The 13,788-nt window shown below is 41.1% G+C and carries 16 protein-coding genes, 2 pseudogenes and 1 riboswitch; of the genes and pseudogenes, 3 read left to right on the top strand and 15 right to left on the bottom strand.

The window, feature by feature from the left end; all coding sequences use genetic code 11:
- From OCV70_RS16455 to OCV70_RS16470, 4 genes are all read right to left on the bottom strand, one after another.
- A partial coding sequence (locus OCV70_RS16455; RefSeq protein ID WP_262579892.1) for a tyrosine-type recombinase/integrase occupies positions 1 to 413 on the bottom strand: 413 nt, incomplete at its 3' end.
- 261 nt (positions 414 to 674) lie between these two features.
- Positions 675 to 1,097 (bottom strand): hypothetical protein, encoded by a 423-nt coding sequence (locus OCV70_RS16460; RefSeq protein WP_117855156.1) that lies wholly within the window; start codon positions 1,095 to 1,097, stop codon positions 675 to 677.
- 35 nt (positions 1,098 to 1,132) lie between these two features.
- Positions 1,133 to 1,471, bottom strand: coding sequence for a TfoX/Sxy family protein (locus OCV70_RS16465; RefSeq protein WP_117855159.1), 339 nt, complete (start codon positions 1,469 to 1,471; stop codon positions 1,133 to 1,135).
- Between the two features lie 21 nt (positions 1,472 to 1,492).
- Positions 1,493 to 1,741, bottom strand: a complete 249-nt coding sequence (locus tag OCV70_RS16470; RefSeq protein WP_117567917.1) for a DUF3781 domain-containing protein — start codon at positions 1,739 to 1,741, stop codon at positions 1,493 to 1,495.
- A gap of 217 nt (positions 1,742 to 1,958) precedes the next feature.
- Here OCV70_RS16470 and OCV70_RS16475 point away from each other — a divergent pair.
- Positions 1,959 to 2,196, top strand: a pseudogene (locus OCV70_RS16475) (DUF6061 family protein).
- Positions 2,197 to 2,395: 199 nt separating this feature from the next.
- On the opposite strand, the gene OCV70_RS16480 reads toward OCV70_RS16475, so the two are convergent.
- Positions 2,396 to 3,352 carry a 2-hydroxyacid dehydrogenase gene (locus tag OCV70_RS16480; protein WP_117855161.1) on the bottom strand — a complete coding sequence of 319 codons (957 nt, stop codon included), beginning with the start codon at positions 3,350 to 3,352 and terminating at the stop codon, positions 2,396 to 2,398.
- Between the two features lie 32 nt (positions 3,353 to 3,384).
- Positions 3,385 to 4,728, bottom strand: coding sequence for an MATE family efflux transporter (locus tag OCV70_RS16485; RefSeq protein ID WP_117855163.1), 1,344 nt, complete (start codon positions 4,726 to 4,728; stop codon positions 3,385 to 3,387).
- A 208-nt stretch (positions 4,729 to 4,936) separates the two neighbouring features.
- Here OCV70_RS16485 and OCV70_RS16490 point away from each other — a divergent pair, with 208 nt between their 5' ends.
- Positions 4,937 to 5,395: an Lrp/AsnC family transcriptional regulator gene (locus OCV70_RS16490; RefSeq protein WP_015541477.1), complete on the top strand. Its 459-nt coding sequence runs from the start codon at positions 4,937 to 4,939 to the stop codon at positions 5,393 to 5,395.
- A gap of 79 nt (positions 5,396 to 5,474) precedes the next feature.
- On the opposite strand, the gene OCV70_RS16495 is transcribed toward OCV70_RS16490, so the two are convergent.
- Together OCV70_RS16495 and OCV70_RS16500 are read right to left on the bottom strand one after the other, a co-directional pair.
- Positions 5,475 to 6,536, bottom strand: a complete 1,062-nt coding sequence (locus OCV70_RS16495) for a Fic family protein (protein WP_456298161.1) — start codon at positions 6,534 to 6,536, stop codon at positions 5,475 to 5,477.
- 167 nt (positions 6,537 to 6,703) lie between these two features.
- Positions 6,704 to 6,910 (bottom strand): hypothetical protein, encoded by a 207-nt coding sequence (locus OCV70_RS16500; protein WP_044929370.1) that lies wholly within the window; start codon positions 6,908 to 6,910, stop codon positions 6,704 to 6,706.
- A gap of 46 nt (positions 6,911 to 6,956) precedes the next feature.
- Between OCV70_RS16500 and OCV70_RS19925 the strand changes: the two are divergent.
- Positions 6,957 to 7,139 (top strand): annotated as a pseudogene (locus tag OCV70_RS19925) (hypothetical protein); the annotation flags it as partial.
- Between the two features lie 117 nt (positions 7,140 to 7,256).
- Here OCV70_RS19925 and OCV70_RS16505 read toward each other — a convergent pair.
- The 7 genes from OCV70_RS16505 to OCV70_RS16535 all read right to left on the bottom strand — a co-directional run bounded on the left by OCV70_RS16505 (position 7,257) and on the right by OCV70_RS16535 (position 13,779).
- Positions 7,257 to 7,907: an HAD family hydrolase gene (locus OCV70_RS16505; protein WP_117855168.1), complete on the bottom strand. Its 651-nt coding sequence runs from the start codon at positions 7,905 to 7,907 to the stop codon at positions 7,257 to 7,259.
- 15 nt (positions 7,908 to 7,922) lie between these two features.
- Positions 7,923 to 8,396 carry a 6,7-dimethyl-8-ribityllumazine synthase gene (gene ribH / locus OCV70_RS16510; RefSeq protein WP_006427673.1) on the bottom strand — a complete coding sequence of 158 codons (474 nt, stop codon included), beginning with the start codon at positions 8,394 to 8,396 and terminating at the stop codon, positions 7,923 to 7,925.
- 30 nt (positions 8,397 to 8,426) lie between these two features.
- Positions 8,427 to 9,644, bottom strand: coding sequence for a bifunctional 3,4-dihydroxy-2-butanone-4-phosphate synthase/GTP cyclohydrolase II (locus tag OCV70_RS16515; protein ID WP_117855170.1), 1,218 nt, complete (start codon positions 9,642 to 9,644; stop codon positions 8,427 to 8,429).
- A gap of 18 nt (positions 9,645 to 9,662) precedes the next feature.
- Positions 9,663 to 10,316, bottom strand: coding sequence for a riboflavin synthase (ribE, locus tag OCV70_RS16520; RefSeq protein WP_004844978.1), 654 nt, complete (start codon positions 10,314 to 10,316; stop codon positions 9,663 to 9,665).
- The gene (gene ribD / locus OCV70_RS16525; protein WP_009243651.1) at positions 10,298 to 11,425 is read right to left on the bottom strand and encodes a bifunctional diaminohydroxyphosphoribosylaminopyrimidine deaminase/5-amino-6-(5-phosphoribosylamino)uracil reductase RibD; all 1,128 of its coding nucleotides are present in this window, start codon (positions 11,423 to 11,425) and stop codon (positions 10,298 to 10,300) included. Before ribD ends, ribE begins: the two co-directional genes overlap by 19 nt.
- A 276-nt stretch (positions 11,426 to 11,701) precedes the next feature.
- Positions 11,702 to 11,816, bottom strand: a riboswitch (FMN riboswitch).
- Between the two features lie 472 nt (positions 11,817 to 12,288).
- Positions 12,289 to 13,095 carry a class I SAM-dependent methyltransferase gene (locus OCV70_RS16530; protein ID WP_117855172.1) on the bottom strand — a complete coding sequence of 269 codons (807 nt, stop codon included), beginning with the start codon at positions 13,093 to 13,095 and terminating at the stop codon, positions 12,289 to 12,291.
- A 24-nt stretch (positions 13,096 to 13,119) separates the two neighbouring features.
- Positions 13,120 to 13,779, bottom strand: a complete 660-nt coding sequence (locus OCV70_RS16535) for a class I SAM-dependent methyltransferase (RefSeq protein ID WP_117855174.1) — start codon at positions 13,777 to 13,779, stop codon at positions 13,120 to 13,122.
- Positions 13,780 to 13,788: the final 9 nt, after the last annotated feature.

Consider the following 13,788-nt stretch of genomic DNA (forward strand, 5'->3'; position numbering starts at 1 on the left):
ACGACCTCCGATACACGTAATCCGGAAGAATACATAGTTGCAATAATCGCTTTATGTTTCAGATTCGGAGTGGCGTCAATGATTGCATTTATTTCATCGCGGGACAGAACGGCAGGAAGATTTCGCTCTCTTTTCATAGCCGGAACAGTGTCATCATCCCAGAGAATCTTCAGCACCTTTTTATATAAGAACTTGATTGCAGACCGATAGTGATTGTGAGTTTCAGGAGACCTGCCTTCCAGACGTTTTGCAGTAAGAAAACTTTCCGCATCTTCAAGTGTAAGATCAGAAACATTTTTTCCAATCCAACGAAGGAAGTAACTGACATCAGAGCAATACAGTTGAATAGTTCTTTCACGCAGGTTACGTTTTTCCGCTTCATTGCGTATGGATTCAAAAATATCTTTATACATAATAAAACCTCCAGAATAAGTAGTGTTAATAATTACATCTACCTATTCGGAGGTGCATTAGCGTCATAATTCCGATTGCGGAAGAGACTAGAAAATGTTATTCTTATCATAGGCAGTGGAGCTTTCTTAGTTCAGTTGTTTCGTGTGGTAACTTAACAATAACGGATTATGAAAAGTAATTCCACTGCTTTTTAATAAAAATAAAACTGCGCCACAGCCTTGGCAGGCCATCGCGCAGCGATTTTGTTCAACTGGAAGTTGTTAAATTCGATATATCATATTACCTATATTCCAGATTCTCATGATTCCAAAAAGCGAAACGTTCTCTGCTTGCCAAATGTATCCCTGAAATGTTATGTCATATCCGCAATATCCCTCTGTAACGATTTCAAATTCTGCATTAGGGTATTGCTCCTTAAATTCATCAAAAGATAATTCTTTACCAGAAAAAGATTTCACTTCGTTATACCCGTATGGAGCGTTAAATACCATAATATTGCACTCTTCTTTATCAATATTTGTAAATTCAATTATTCCCTTATACCACTTTTCTTCATTATCAGTATATTGAAATATTCGATCCATATTTAAGGATAATTTATCTTCATTAATTTCAATCTGTAATATCCTACTATCATGTAAGCTAAATGAAATATTACTTTTTCGGTCTCTAATATAATCCATATCTTTAACCTCCGTAAATTCCAGTTTTCTTAGTTTTAAAAACTGGGGGTTGTTTGTTTCTTCTTTTTCGGTTTTGGAGCTGGCAGTTCGTCATACATAGCACCAAACAAACCTGCCAAAAATCCCTTATTATCAACTTCATCTACCAACAACATCTCTTTTGCTCCCTCATAGGGTAATTCATATGAAGCTGTCGGCATATAACTAATTGCTGCTTTTACTGGTTTAACAAGTAATCTATCATCATAGATACCACCTACAATCTTTCCTCGATAATAAATAATAAATTCTCCCATCATAGCTCGATAAGTAATTTCTTCTAACTCAGATAGCTGCCCTAAAATAAACTCTAAATATTCTTTGCTTGATGCCATAATTTCACCTCAACTTATAATTTACTTAATAATATGTGCTGTAATAATTGTATAACTATATGAATTGATAGTGATTTTGACATTTTCAATTTCGCAATACCAATTTTTACCTTGTTTGTATATATGGCAATTTTCATCCAACACCTTATTTTTGCAATACTCAACAACATCTACTATATCTATTTTTAGATTTCTTTTAATTCTATCAACTCCCAGTTCAGTTGTATGAATTTTGTTAATATTATCGAGTAATATTTTTTTATCTTCCATTCTTCTTTTCCTCAAATACCGATTGAGCTTTCCCTTATTGTTTCCCTTGTGTTATATCGTCCCGCCAGTGTTTACGAACTCTGATAAGGGAAAATACAAGACCAAGAAAATTATGTAAAACAGTATAACACAAAATAAAAGTGACATGGTGAACTGATTGAAATGCTTCTGATTTTTGTAGCAAATAATTGATTGAACGATAAGGAGATAAAATACGATGAGAACAATATTTGCAGAATATAATCCCGGACGAAACAGCATTGATGTTTATATCAGTGCAGGCTATATGCTTCGCATTGACTGCTGGAAAGCAGAAAAGAATTTGAGAACCACACCCGGATCAGATTGTGCATTAAACACACTTGCCATTGATGAACCACTAGAATATGCGAGACTGTATCTTGATGGAAATTTACAGATGTGGGGTAGATGCAGAAGATTCCTTGACATTATAGTAATGTTCAAAAAACGCTGAGAATAATTTCTTCTCAGCGTTTCTGACGACTATTCGGACTTATTTTTTCCAGTAATTCTATTGTTTATGTTATTCCTGCTATATTGGAAGAAGATATCAAAGCACTGACTTATTGATTGTAATTATATTTTTTTCACTCTGCAAACCCGGAAGTTATATCATCACTTTGCTGCCAGATACTATAGATCTGATACAACATTGATCGGATTTCCTTCCATAAACTGCTTTATATTATCCGCCAGAATAGAAACCAACCGCTGTCTTGTCTCAAGTCCTTTCCATCCCATATGTGGCGTCAAAAGGACTTGATCCATAGTATAAAGAGGGTTTGCTTCTTCAGGTGGTTCAGTTTCCTGAACATCAAGTCCGGCTCCTGCAATCATACCATTTTCTAATGCTTCTATAAGAGCAGCCTCATCAATAAGCGCACCTCTTGAAGTATTAATAATAAACGCTGATGGCTTCATAAGCGATAGAGTTTCTTTATTGATCATATGTTTTGTACTTTCTGTCAATGGACAGTGCATGGAAACATAATCACTATTCTTAAGCAGCTCCTCAAGCGATACATAGCAGATCCCCTTCTCATCCTCTTTCGGTGTCCTGGTATATACAAGTATGTTCATATCCAAAGCCTGTGCGATCTGGATAACTTTCCTGCCAATGTGTCCTGCACCTATAACACCAAGTGTTTTTCCATTTACCTCAACATGCGGAACCTGAAGATTTCTGGTAAAATTGTCATGATTTCCGCATGCCAGCATCTTCATCTGTACCTGCATTGCAGAACTCAGATTCAATATCATCATGATCGCAGTATGTGCCACACGTTCTGTGCTGTATGCCGGGATATTGCAGACTGTAATCCCCTTCTTTCGTGCTGCTTCAAGATCAATATTATTATATCCTGTACCTGCCTCGCAGATCAGTTTAACAGATTCCGGAAATTTCTGTATCATTTCTGCACTCACAGGCATCTCCTTTGTTACAATGATATCTGCACCCTGAATACGCTCTGACAGCTGCTGTTCTGTTGTATCATCATATACTGTAACATCAGAAGATAAAACGGAAAAATCCAGCTTCCCATCAAAATTCATTTTCTTTGCATTCAATACCACACATTTATCGTTCATACTATAAATTTCTCCTTTTAAATTACTTTAGGCTATCGAGATTGCACCTCTTTATCAGTCGGCCATGATCTCCGAAGAGCCACATAGGATATTAAAAAGTTTGCAAACCAACCTGCTGGTACAGCAAGCCAGACAAACACAATGCCAAAACGCGGTGCACAAATCAAAGCAACCGACAGACGGATCGCCAGATTCACCATATTTGCAATAAGGAACGGGCGCATGATTCCAAGACCACGAAGGACCCCATCGGTTGCCATTTTGATTCCCATAAAGATGAAGAAGTAACCGAGCCATCTCATATAACCCTCGGATACCTGATAAGCCAGGGCAGTTCCATCTTTACCAAGGAATAGTGAGGAAATCTGAGTATGCAATGTTTCAATGACTATAAAAGCAAGAACTGCAAAACATACATCTAACACCAGTGCAGCGTGATATCCTTTTTTGATCCGTTCAATTTTCTTTGCACCAAGATTCTGGGAAACATATGGGGAAACCGCATTGCCAATGGATACAAAAATCAATGAAAAAACATTCTCTACCCGCATCGTCGCCGCATAACCCGCAAGTGCCTGTGTACCGAAAGGATTTACAACAGCCTGTACGATCATCATACCGATGGACACTGTAGACTGCTGAAGAACCGAAGGTACAGCAATTTGAAGCATGGAATATAACTCCTGCCTGTCAAACCAGTCAAAGCGACTTTTATATCGACGCATCCGGCTAAGGAAAAGAAAAAGTGAAAACACCGCAGAAATCCCCTGTGCTATAAGAGTCGCAAGGGCTGCACCAAACACACCGAGACCAAGTCCTGCCACCATCCAAAGATCCATAAAAATATTTAAGATTGACGAGAATACCAGGAGCCCCAGTGGGATTTTTGATTCACCAATGGAAGTGAACATGTTGGAAAGAATGTTATACATAAACAGAAACGGAAAGCCCACAAAATAGACCCGCAGATATAACACTGCATCATTCAGTATATCGCCAGGGGTTTGTAATACTCTCATCATCGAGTGGGAAAAGCAAAAGCCAAAAACACCAAGGACTATGCTTAAAATTAAAAAGCTAAACAAGGACGTTGACACGATGGTCTTCATTTTTCCATACTCCCTGGCACCGAAATAGCGGCTCACGAGCACACCGGCACCGACACCTGCCCCCAGTGCCACACAAATGAAAACATTGGTCAGCGCTGCGCAGGCCCCGACAGCTGCAAGTGCAGAGGAGCCAACAAATTGGCCGACGATGATAGAGTCAGCCATATTGTATATTTGCTGAAAAAAACTGCCCAAAATCATTGGCATTGCAAAAACCGTCAACGCTTTAAGAGGCGTATCTGTGAGCAAATATTCATCTTTTGACATTATCATATTCCTCCAAAGCCTTTATAATTTCGCTTATTCTTTCCTTCACCAGAATCTATTCCATACATTCAAAACGCAAGTTTTAAATTACGTTATGAAACAATTATATGTAGCTACAGCTGCTAAGTCAAGCCCGCGTTTACTTTCAGCTAAATAAATGATATGATATTTAATATCCGGAGGATATTATTTTACAGGAGGGACACTTATGTACCTGAACGGTTTAGATGAACTGGATCAGAAAATCATCCAGTTGCTTATAGAAAATGCACGTATTTCTTACTCTGATATCGGTAAAGAAACCGGTATTTCCAGAGTGGCAGTAAAAGCCCGGATTCAGGCTCTGGAGAAACAAGGCATAATTGAAGAATATACAACTATAATAAACCCTCAAAAGATCAGCGGTGCTGTTTCATGCTATTTTGAAATCGAGATAAAACCAGACCATCTGTCGCAGGTGACAGATATATTACATAATAATGATACTGTCACGCAGATTTACCGTGTCACAGGAAGAGACAAGCTGCATGTACATGCCGTTGCTTCATCAAGTGATGAAATGGAACACTTCCTGCACACAGTCATTGATACACTTCCCGGCGTTATCAGCTGCAGCTGCAATACGATCTTATCACGTATTAAAGATATTAAAGGATTACGGCTATAGAAGCCGACATAAAAGGCAATGATTTTTGCTAAGAAAATGCCGGTTTTGACTGGCAAATTTATAAGCTACTTTCATATTTTTAAACACGGACATAACCAGTAGATGGACCTGCACCAACTTTTGCGATATACCCACTCTTAACCAGATTCGTCAAAGTCCTTTCCACGGTAATTTTGCTTATATCAGGACAAAGCTCCATGATTTCTTTCTTTGTAATTTTGCCAACCTTGTTATCAATAACCGCTTTAATTCTATCAGGCTTAGAAAGACTCCGATGCTTCAAATACTCTACACGGCTTTCGAATTCATTGTATGCTTTCAACATGATACCCAGATAATATTTAACAAAAGGCTCATAGCTGTTTTCGCCCTCATGCCAGCCAGTAGAACTTGCTTGAAGGGCTTCATAATATGTTTCTTTTGTCTTTTCAATCAGCATTTCCATACTGACATATTTTCCAACGATGTATCCCGCCTTGTAAAAAAGCAGTAAAGTGAGCAAACGGCTCATCCTACCATTTCCGTCATTGAAAGGATGAATGCACAGAAAGTCCAGAATGAACATGGGAATCAAAACCAGTTTATCAATGCGGTCAGCTTCCCATGCTTCAAGGAAGCGAGCGCAAAGTTCTTCCATCGCTTCAGCAGTCTGAAATGCGGGAACTGGAATAAAACGTGCCTTCTGATGACCCTCGGCATCTGTTTCTGCAATTACATTATCGGAATTCTTATAACTTCCACCAGCAGATCCCTGTGAATAGGAGTACAGATCTCGATGTAACTGCAAAATAATGTTCGGTCTTGGGTTGATATATTCATAACCTTCGTAAATTGTGGAAAGTACTTCACGATAACCAGCAATTTCCTGCTCAGATCGGTTGCGGGGTTCTGCTTTTTGACTTACCAATTCTTCCAAACGCTTATCGCTTGTAAATATACCTTCGATTCGGTTGGATGCTCCCGTACTCTGAACCAATGCAACTTCTAAGAGTGTTTTCAATTCATCTACATTGGCTTCGAGAAATAATTCCTGTTTGCCTTTATGTTCATGAATGCTGCTAACCATCTGAACAATTTCAGGTGTTAACAATTTTTCAGGACTTACAATAAAATCAAAGTCTCTCATAGGAATCTCCTTCACTTCAGATTTATTTCCATCATTCTATCAACAAATGATGGAGATTTCAATAGATTTGATGGAGATAGAATATCCATATACACAATAAATATCCTCATTTCATCCATATATTATATCGTTTTATGGATTGTTTTTTCATTAAAATTACACTATTTTTTCACTATTTTTCATTACTTCATCGTTTTCGCCAACGAATTGAGCAACGCCCGCCTCTCTGGATTCAGATTCTTTTTCTCATAAAATGCTTCTTTAAAAAGCTCTGCATTTTTCCTTTGGTCATCATCCGGAATATGAGAGTACGCATCCGTAATCATATTGACCTGTGCATGGCCGGAATCACCCTGTACTGCTTTGATATCAGATAATGGTACACACAAGCACGGAAAACACTTTATGCAAAATCTTCCACAGTAAAATCTATAAATGATCCGCAAAGGCAAAGGAAACCGACAGTTTACCATGTTTGGAATTATGGCAGTTCTTTTAGGAAGTGGAGATGCATTCCATCTGGTTCCCCGTGCAGTAGCGCTTTGTACAACTGGACTTGAGAACTTTACTGTACAGATGGGGTTAGAAAAGTGGATTACCTCTATCACTATGACTATCCTAAAATCATCCCCGCCTCAGAATTTGCAACAAGTTGTTGCAAATTTTCTATATCCTTTTATTTTACAGAAGTACTTATTTTTAACTTTTTTCCTTCAGATTTTTATATTGCAAAAATCATATCACCATCTGCAGTATATCCTCTATATGTTCTGCATAATAATCAGCCCCATTCAGTTCCCCTTTCTCACCATATCCATACAGGCATCCTATAAAAGGGCTTTTGCAAGCTCTGGCACATTCCAGATCCTGCCTCCTGTCTCCGACCACCAGATAAGGGCCTGTATATTCCCGGATAATTTCCTGCACAATTTCTGTCTTTGGACGGAATCCATACGATTCACAGTCATAAAAATGATCGAACCATCGTTCCATCCCAAATTCCTTCCAGTGCGCCTCACGATATGAAGCCTTACAGTTACTTAAGATCACAAGATGATATCCCCGGTTCTTCAAAGCTGTAAGCATCTCCTCTGCTCCCGGATACCACACTGCCTTATGCTTCCTGATCTGTCTGACCATCAGTTCTCCTACCATCCTGCTTGCCTGCTCTTTATAGCTCTGATCCAGCTCCGGCAAAAATGTATTCCACATCTCCTTACTGTTAAATCCCAGCCAGCCGGCAATTTCCGCCGAGCCTATCTCCCGTTCTTCTGCAACCTTCTGTTCTGTCAGCCACTGATAGGTTTCACGAAATGCCGGTTCATAGATTCCAAGGGTATGATGGATCGTTCCATCATAGTCGAATATGATCGTTTTTGTCATCATTTATTTTCCTGTCTTTTAGAGCTGCTTCATCAGATTGACCATTTCGATCGCAGATAATGCACAGTCATAGCCTTTATTTCCTGCTTTGCTTCCTGCACGCGCAATAGCCTGCTCGATATTCTCAGTCGTGATCACTCCGAATAAGACCGGGATTCCTGTTGCAAGTTCAACCTGTGCAATCCCCTTGGCAGATTCATTGCACACCAGATCATAATGTGAAGTATCTCCACGGATGACAGCTCCCACGCAGATAACTGCATCATATTTTCCTGACTGTGCCATTTTCTGTGCTGTAAGCGGGATCTCAAATGCTCCCGGCACCCATGCAGCAGTAATATTCTCTTCTTCTACTCCATGTCTTACCAGTCCGTCGACTGCCCCTCCCAATAATTTATTCACAATGATCTCATTGAATCTCGCTGCCACGATACCAACCTTCATTCCCTCCGGTGCTACTACTTTTCCTTCTACTAAATTGATCTGTCTCATTTTTTCTTCCTCCTGATATTTACTGTTTTTTTATAAATTTATTTCTTTAAAAATATGACCCATCTTTTCCTGCTTCGTCTTCATATACTTCCGGTCATACTTTTGTACCGGAATCTCCAGAGGTACTCTCTCATTGATCTTCAGCCCAAATTCACCAAGTCCATAAACTTTATCCGGGTTATTTGTCAGTAATCTTAATGATTTCACACCAAGGTCTGACAGTATCTGTGCCCCAACCCAGTACTCTCTGAGATCCGGTGCAAACCCTAACTTCACATTAGCCTCCACGGTATCGTATCCCTGTTCCTGAAGCGCATAAGCTTTGATCTTATTGATCAGTCCGATTCCTCTGCCTTCCTGTCTCATATACAGAATGATCCCTCTGCCTTCCGCCTCTACCTGGCGCATCGCTGTCTGCAGCTGCAGGCCACAGTCACATCTGAGTGATCCGAATGCATCCCCTGTCAGACACTCCGAATGTACCCGGCAAAGCACATCTTCACCATCTCCCAGATCACCTTTTACCAGTGCCAGATGATGCTCTCCTGTAATGTCATTGATATAACCATACATTTTAAAATCACCGTACTGCGTTGGGAGGTTTGCAGCTGCTTCCTCCTTTACATGCTTTTCATGTATTCTTATATAATCCTGCAGATCACGGATCGTAATAAATGTAAGGTTATGCTCTTTTGCCATTTCCCATAGCTGTGATGTACGCATCATAGTTCCATCTTCTTTCATAACTTCACAGCACACGCCGCATTCCTTCAGTCCGGCAAGTCTCAAAAGATCTGTTGTTGCCTCCGTATGGCCATTTCGTACCAGAACCCCGCCTTTTCTGGAAATAAGCGGAAATACATGTCCCGGTCTTCTGAAATCCTCCGGTTTTGACTGATCATCCACACACTTCATGATAGTATAGGAGCGCTCTTCCGCAGAGATACCTGTGGTTGTATCTGCGTGATCTACTGCCACGGTAAATGCTGTACTGTGATTGTCCGTGTTCTCCGCAACCATCGGCGGAAAGTTCAATCTCGCCGCAATTTCTGCACTCATCGGTGTACAGATAAGACCCTTTGCATAGGTCGCCATGAAATTAATATTTTCCCTGGTCGCAAACTCTGCCGCACATATCAGATCTCCCTCATTTTCTCTGTCCGGATCATCTGTGACCAGAACTATTTTTCCTTCCTTAAGATCCCTAAGTGCTTCTTCAATTGTGTTGTACTGATAATTTTGTGACATAGTGTATATCCTCCTGTTCTAAAACCCGAATTCTTCAAGAAACTCCATCGTAATTCCGGATTCTTTTTTCTCTTCTTCGTTTTTTCTGATGCCAAGCAGTTTTTCTACGTATTTTCCGATCACATCATTTTCCAGATTAACCAGATCCCCCGGCACCTTTTCCAAAAGAGTGGTTTCTTCTCCTGTATGTGGAATGACCGACACCTGAAAACCAGCTTCATCAACCCTTGCAACTGTCAGGCTGATCCCATCAATACAGACGGATCCTTTTTCCACGATCAGATGCAAAATCTGTGGCGATGTCTCAATTGATACCCAGATGGCATTTTCTTCCCGGAGCATGGAACGTATCACGCCAGTCCCATCAATATGGCCGCTTACTATGTGTCCCCCGAACCTGCCGTCTGCAGCCATTGCACGTTCCAGGTTTACCTGGCTTCCGGCCTTGCAGCTGCCAAGACTGCTTCTTCTGATCGTCTCTGCCATCACATCGGCAGTAAATCCGTCCGGCTGAATCGACGTAACTGTCAGACACACACCATTCACAGCGATACTGTCACCGATCCTTGTCCCTTCCAGGACTTTCCGGGCTTTCACTGCCAGGATCCCTGATTCCCCTGTCAGCTGTATATAACGGACTTTTCCTTTCTCTTCTACGATTCCTGTAAACATGATTCCTCCTGTTTTTTATCACACACCTGACATTTTATCCGGATATCCTCACCGATCTGACAGATATCTGTATATTTCAGTTCCACTGCTTCAGACGGCAGTTCAACTCCAATACCCTCTACCGGTGTCTTCCCAGCCACACCGCCAAACAGCTTTGGTGCCACAAAAGCCTGTACTTCCTTTACAATTCCAGCTCGCAGTGCACTGTCATTTAACGTACCTCCTCCCTCCAGGAGGATGCTGTCAATGCCTCTGTTTCCCAGATCTGCCATCAGCTTCTTAAGGTCTATCTGATTCTTTTCGTCGGGACAGTAAATGGTTTCAACTCCCATGGTATGTAATATTTTTATTTTCTCTTTTGCATTTTTCTGTTCTGCATAAGCCACGATCGTCCGGTACTTTTCCGCACTTTTTACAATCTGACTGCCCGGCGGGATCCTGAGCTTACTGTCACACACAATCCTGACAGGACTTTTCCAGCCTTCTACCCGGACGTTTAACATCGGATCATCTGCAAGCACAGTTCCAATACCAGCCATGATTCCCATGTACTGATGCCGCATATGCTGTACTTCTTTTCGTGCAGATTCTCCGGTGATCCATTTTGATGCTCCTGTTTTCGTTGCGATCTTCCCATCCAGTGTCATGGCATACTTCATTACCACATAAGGGGTCTTCGTAGTAATATAATGGAAAAACACCGGGTTCAGCTGATCACATTCTTCTCTCATAAAATCTTCAACTACTGTTACACCGGCTTCCCTTAACATCTGTACACCTTTTCCTGCCACTTTCGGATTCGGATCTCTGGAACCGATCACCACTTTTCTGATCTTCTGTTCAATGATCGCTTCCGTACATGGAGGTGTTTTACCATGATGACAGCAAGGCTCCAACGTGACATAAATCACCGCACCTTCTGCTGATTCTGTAAGAGAAGCAATTGCATTACGTTCCGCGTGAAGTTCTCCATACTTTTTATGATAGCCTTCCCCGATGATCTTTCCGTCTTTTACGATCACTGCCCCTACCATAGGATTGGGATTCGTCCAGCCTTCTCCTTTTTTGGCCAGTTGAATAGCCCGAAGCATATATTCCTGATCCGTCATTTCTATTCCTTCTTTCTTATTCCTGTTCTTTGCCTGGGCTACGCCGAGGCTTTTAAACATGTGCAATCGGATTCACAGACAAGTGAATGGTATAGTTATTTCGAAAACGATGTACCAGATACAAAAAAAGCCTGCAGAAATATCTGCAGGGTGGAATTGATCTGTTACATATGATTGATAAATGAATGTCTGATTTTCCTATATAAAAAGCTCTGAAATGGATCACCATCTCAGAGCTCTGATACTACATTCATTCATACAAAAAATCAACTGTACTATCATCTTCTTCCATCCAGACTGTACTGTCGGCCCCGGAATCTCACCGGATCATGCCTCTCGGCTCGCGGGCTTTACCGCCGGTAGGGAATCTCACCCTGCTCTGAAGATATCTTTTTGTTTATTTTAATACTTTATCTGTTGTTTGTAAAGCAGAATTTTTATTTTACTTAGTTTACTGATGGAGATAGAATATCCATATACACAATAAATATCCTCATTTTATCCATATATTATATCGTTTTATGAATTGTTTTTTTATTAAAATTACACTATTTTTTCACTATTTTTCATTACTTCATCGTTTTCGCCAGTGAATTGAGCAATGCCCACATCTCTGGATTAGCCAATACTTTTGCCAGAAGTTCCGGATCGACTTCATCAGCAACAGAACCGTCACAAGCAACCAAACGATAACGGTTTCTGTATAGAGTTGGTTGAAGCTTCTGGTTAAAGATTTGCAAAAGTTCCCATAGTGCATTATCTTTTAATTTTGCACGCTGGTGATAGAAAGCGGCTTTTGATGGTGTTTCATCAGTGCGTCCGAAAAAATGATAAAGTTCTCTCTCTCTGATATTGTATATCCACTATAGTTTTAGATGTATCATCTTTACCATCTTGAATTGATCAGAAACTGTCATACTGACCTTTGTGGATAGCTTTAAGCCATTTTTAGGGATGTAACGATAGTATGGTTCCTCCGCAATCACCTTCACATTACCCCCGATCTTTGCTGCCAGTTCTTCCGCTGAATCCACATAAAAGAACATTTGTGCATCGGCATGGCCGACCTGTTTCATATATTTTTTCTTCATCATGGTCATTCCTCTTTTGTTCACCGTATCAAAAACAACTTCCATATTTCCAAATTGCCCAATCATACGCAGAAGGGCAATGACCTTATGTTCCTCAAAATAATGAAATAACCCGCCTGCAGTAACGAGAATAGGAGCATCAAGTACATCATTGCGAACTTTTTTGATCCAATCCTTTGCAAAGGCATCCCCGGAAATATATAATTCCCTCTCTGGTTCGGGAAGAAGTCCCCGCCGGTATTCGATTACATGAGGCAGATCCACGGCATACCAGTGTGTCTTCCCGTTATCACATCGGTGATAGGTTGTCTCCAGACCACAGCCCAGTTGGACAATCACACCGTCCGGTCTGCGTTCCAGAAAAGACCGAATAATCCGATCCATATTAGCAGACCGGGAAGCAGAGGCCAAAAGGGTATACTGGTTCTGCATATTCTGTTTAATCAAGTCTGAAGGCAGCTTCTTTTTCAATTCCAATGCTTTTTTATCATATAAAATTTGTGGGCAATGCTCAGCAGCATAAATTCTTCCCAGCATAGGGACAAACAGGGTATCCTCCACGACTCCTAACTTGGACATAGCCAAACCTCCTGTTTTGATACATTACTTTCTGCCGACAAGCAGCCGGGAAGACCCCAGCATCATCATGGCAGCCCAACGGTGGGAGCCAAAAGCTTCCTGTGCAGTGTCAACGAGTCGTACTTCCTCATACCCCATATCCCGCAGTTTCTGCGCAAAACCTTCCATGTCACCGTACATCTTTGGTTTCATATCATCGTTGAGTGCAAAGACGCCGCCTTTTTTCAATACCCGCAGGCTTTCCAGCAGCAGTTTCTGCATATCAGCACCCATAACATTGTGATAGACATAGTTGCTGATAACTACATCAAAGCTCTCATCAGGAAAATCCAGCTGCTTCGCATCACCGTGCTGAAATACACAGCGGGAAGCCACGCCCTCACTGGCAGCATTCTTCTCGCAGAGTGCTTTGCTGTAATTGTACACAGCGCCCCAGTAATCAACACCGATCACTTTTGCTTTCGGCCATGTCAGAGCTGAACGGATTGTCAATGCTCCGGAGCCGCAGCCTACTTCCAGAATCTTCCCCTCGCCGTCATAGTCCAGATGAGAAAGAACGACTCGATGAACCTGTTCCATGATTCCGCCAATGATGTAAAAGACAGGGTTGGACATCCAGCTTCCATAGTCTTCTCCGTGGGTACCAAGTCGGATATTTTCCTGCTTACAATGGTTCTTGTTCATTACATTTCC

Source organism: Blautia acetigignens, from assembly GCF_025566865.1.
In the GTDB taxonomy this organism is placed as follows: domain Bacteria; phylum Bacillota; class Clostridia; order Lachnospirales; family Lachnospiraceae; genus Blautia_A; species Blautia_A acetigignens.

Bases quoted from the DNA above. Each gene is read 5' to 3' on its own strand.
- OCV70_RS16490 (WP_015541477.1), top strand. From the start codon at position 4,937: ATGTACCTGAACGGTTTAGATGAACTGGATCAGAAAATCATCCAGTTG.
- OCV70_RS16505 (WP_117855168.1), bottom strand. From the start codon at position 7,907: ATGATGACAAAAACGATCATATTCGACTATGATGGAACGATCCATCAT.
- OCV70_RS16460 (WP_117855156.1), bottom strand. From the start codon at position 1,097: ATGGATTATATTAGAGACCGAAAAAGTAATATTTCATTTAGCTTACAT.
- OCV70_RS16465 (WP_117855159.1), bottom strand. From the start codon at position 1,471: ATGGCATCAAGCAAAGAATATTTAGAGTTTATTTTAGGGCAGCTATCT.
- OCV70_RS16485 (WP_117855163.1), bottom strand. From the start codon at position 4,728: ATGTCAAAAGATGAATATTTGCTCACAGATACGCCTCTTAAAGCGTTG.
- OCV70_RS16480 (WP_117855161.1), bottom strand. From the start codon at position 3,352: ATGAACGATAAATGTGTGGTATTGAATGCAAAGAAAATGAATTTTGAT.
- OCV70_RS16530 (WP_117855172.1), bottom strand. From the start codon at position 13,095: ATGTCCAAGTTAGGAGTCGTGGAGGATACCCTGTTTGTCCCTATGCTG.
- OCV70_RS16470 (WP_117567917.1), bottom strand. From the start codon at position 1,741: ATGGAAGATAAAAAAATATTACTCGATAATATTAACAAAATTCATACA.
- ribD (WP_009243651.1), bottom strand. From the start codon at position 11,425: ATGACGGATCAGGAATATATGCTTCGGGCTATTCAACTGGCCAAAAAA.
- ribE (WP_004844978.1), bottom strand. From the start codon at position 10,316: ATGTTTACAGGAATCGTAGAAGAGAAAGGAAAAGTCCGTTATATACAG.
- ribH (WP_006427673.1), bottom strand. From the start codon at position 8,396: ATGAGACAGATCAATTTAGTAGAAGGAAAAGTAGTAGCACCGGAGGGA.
- OCV70_RS16515 (WP_117855170.1), bottom strand. From the start codon at position 9,644: ATGTCACAAAATTATCAGTACAACACAATTGAAGAAGCACTTAGGGAT.
- OCV70_RS16535 (WP_117855174.1), bottom strand. From the start codon at position 13,779: ATGAACAAGAACCATTGTAAGCAGGAAAATATCCGACTTGGTACCCAC.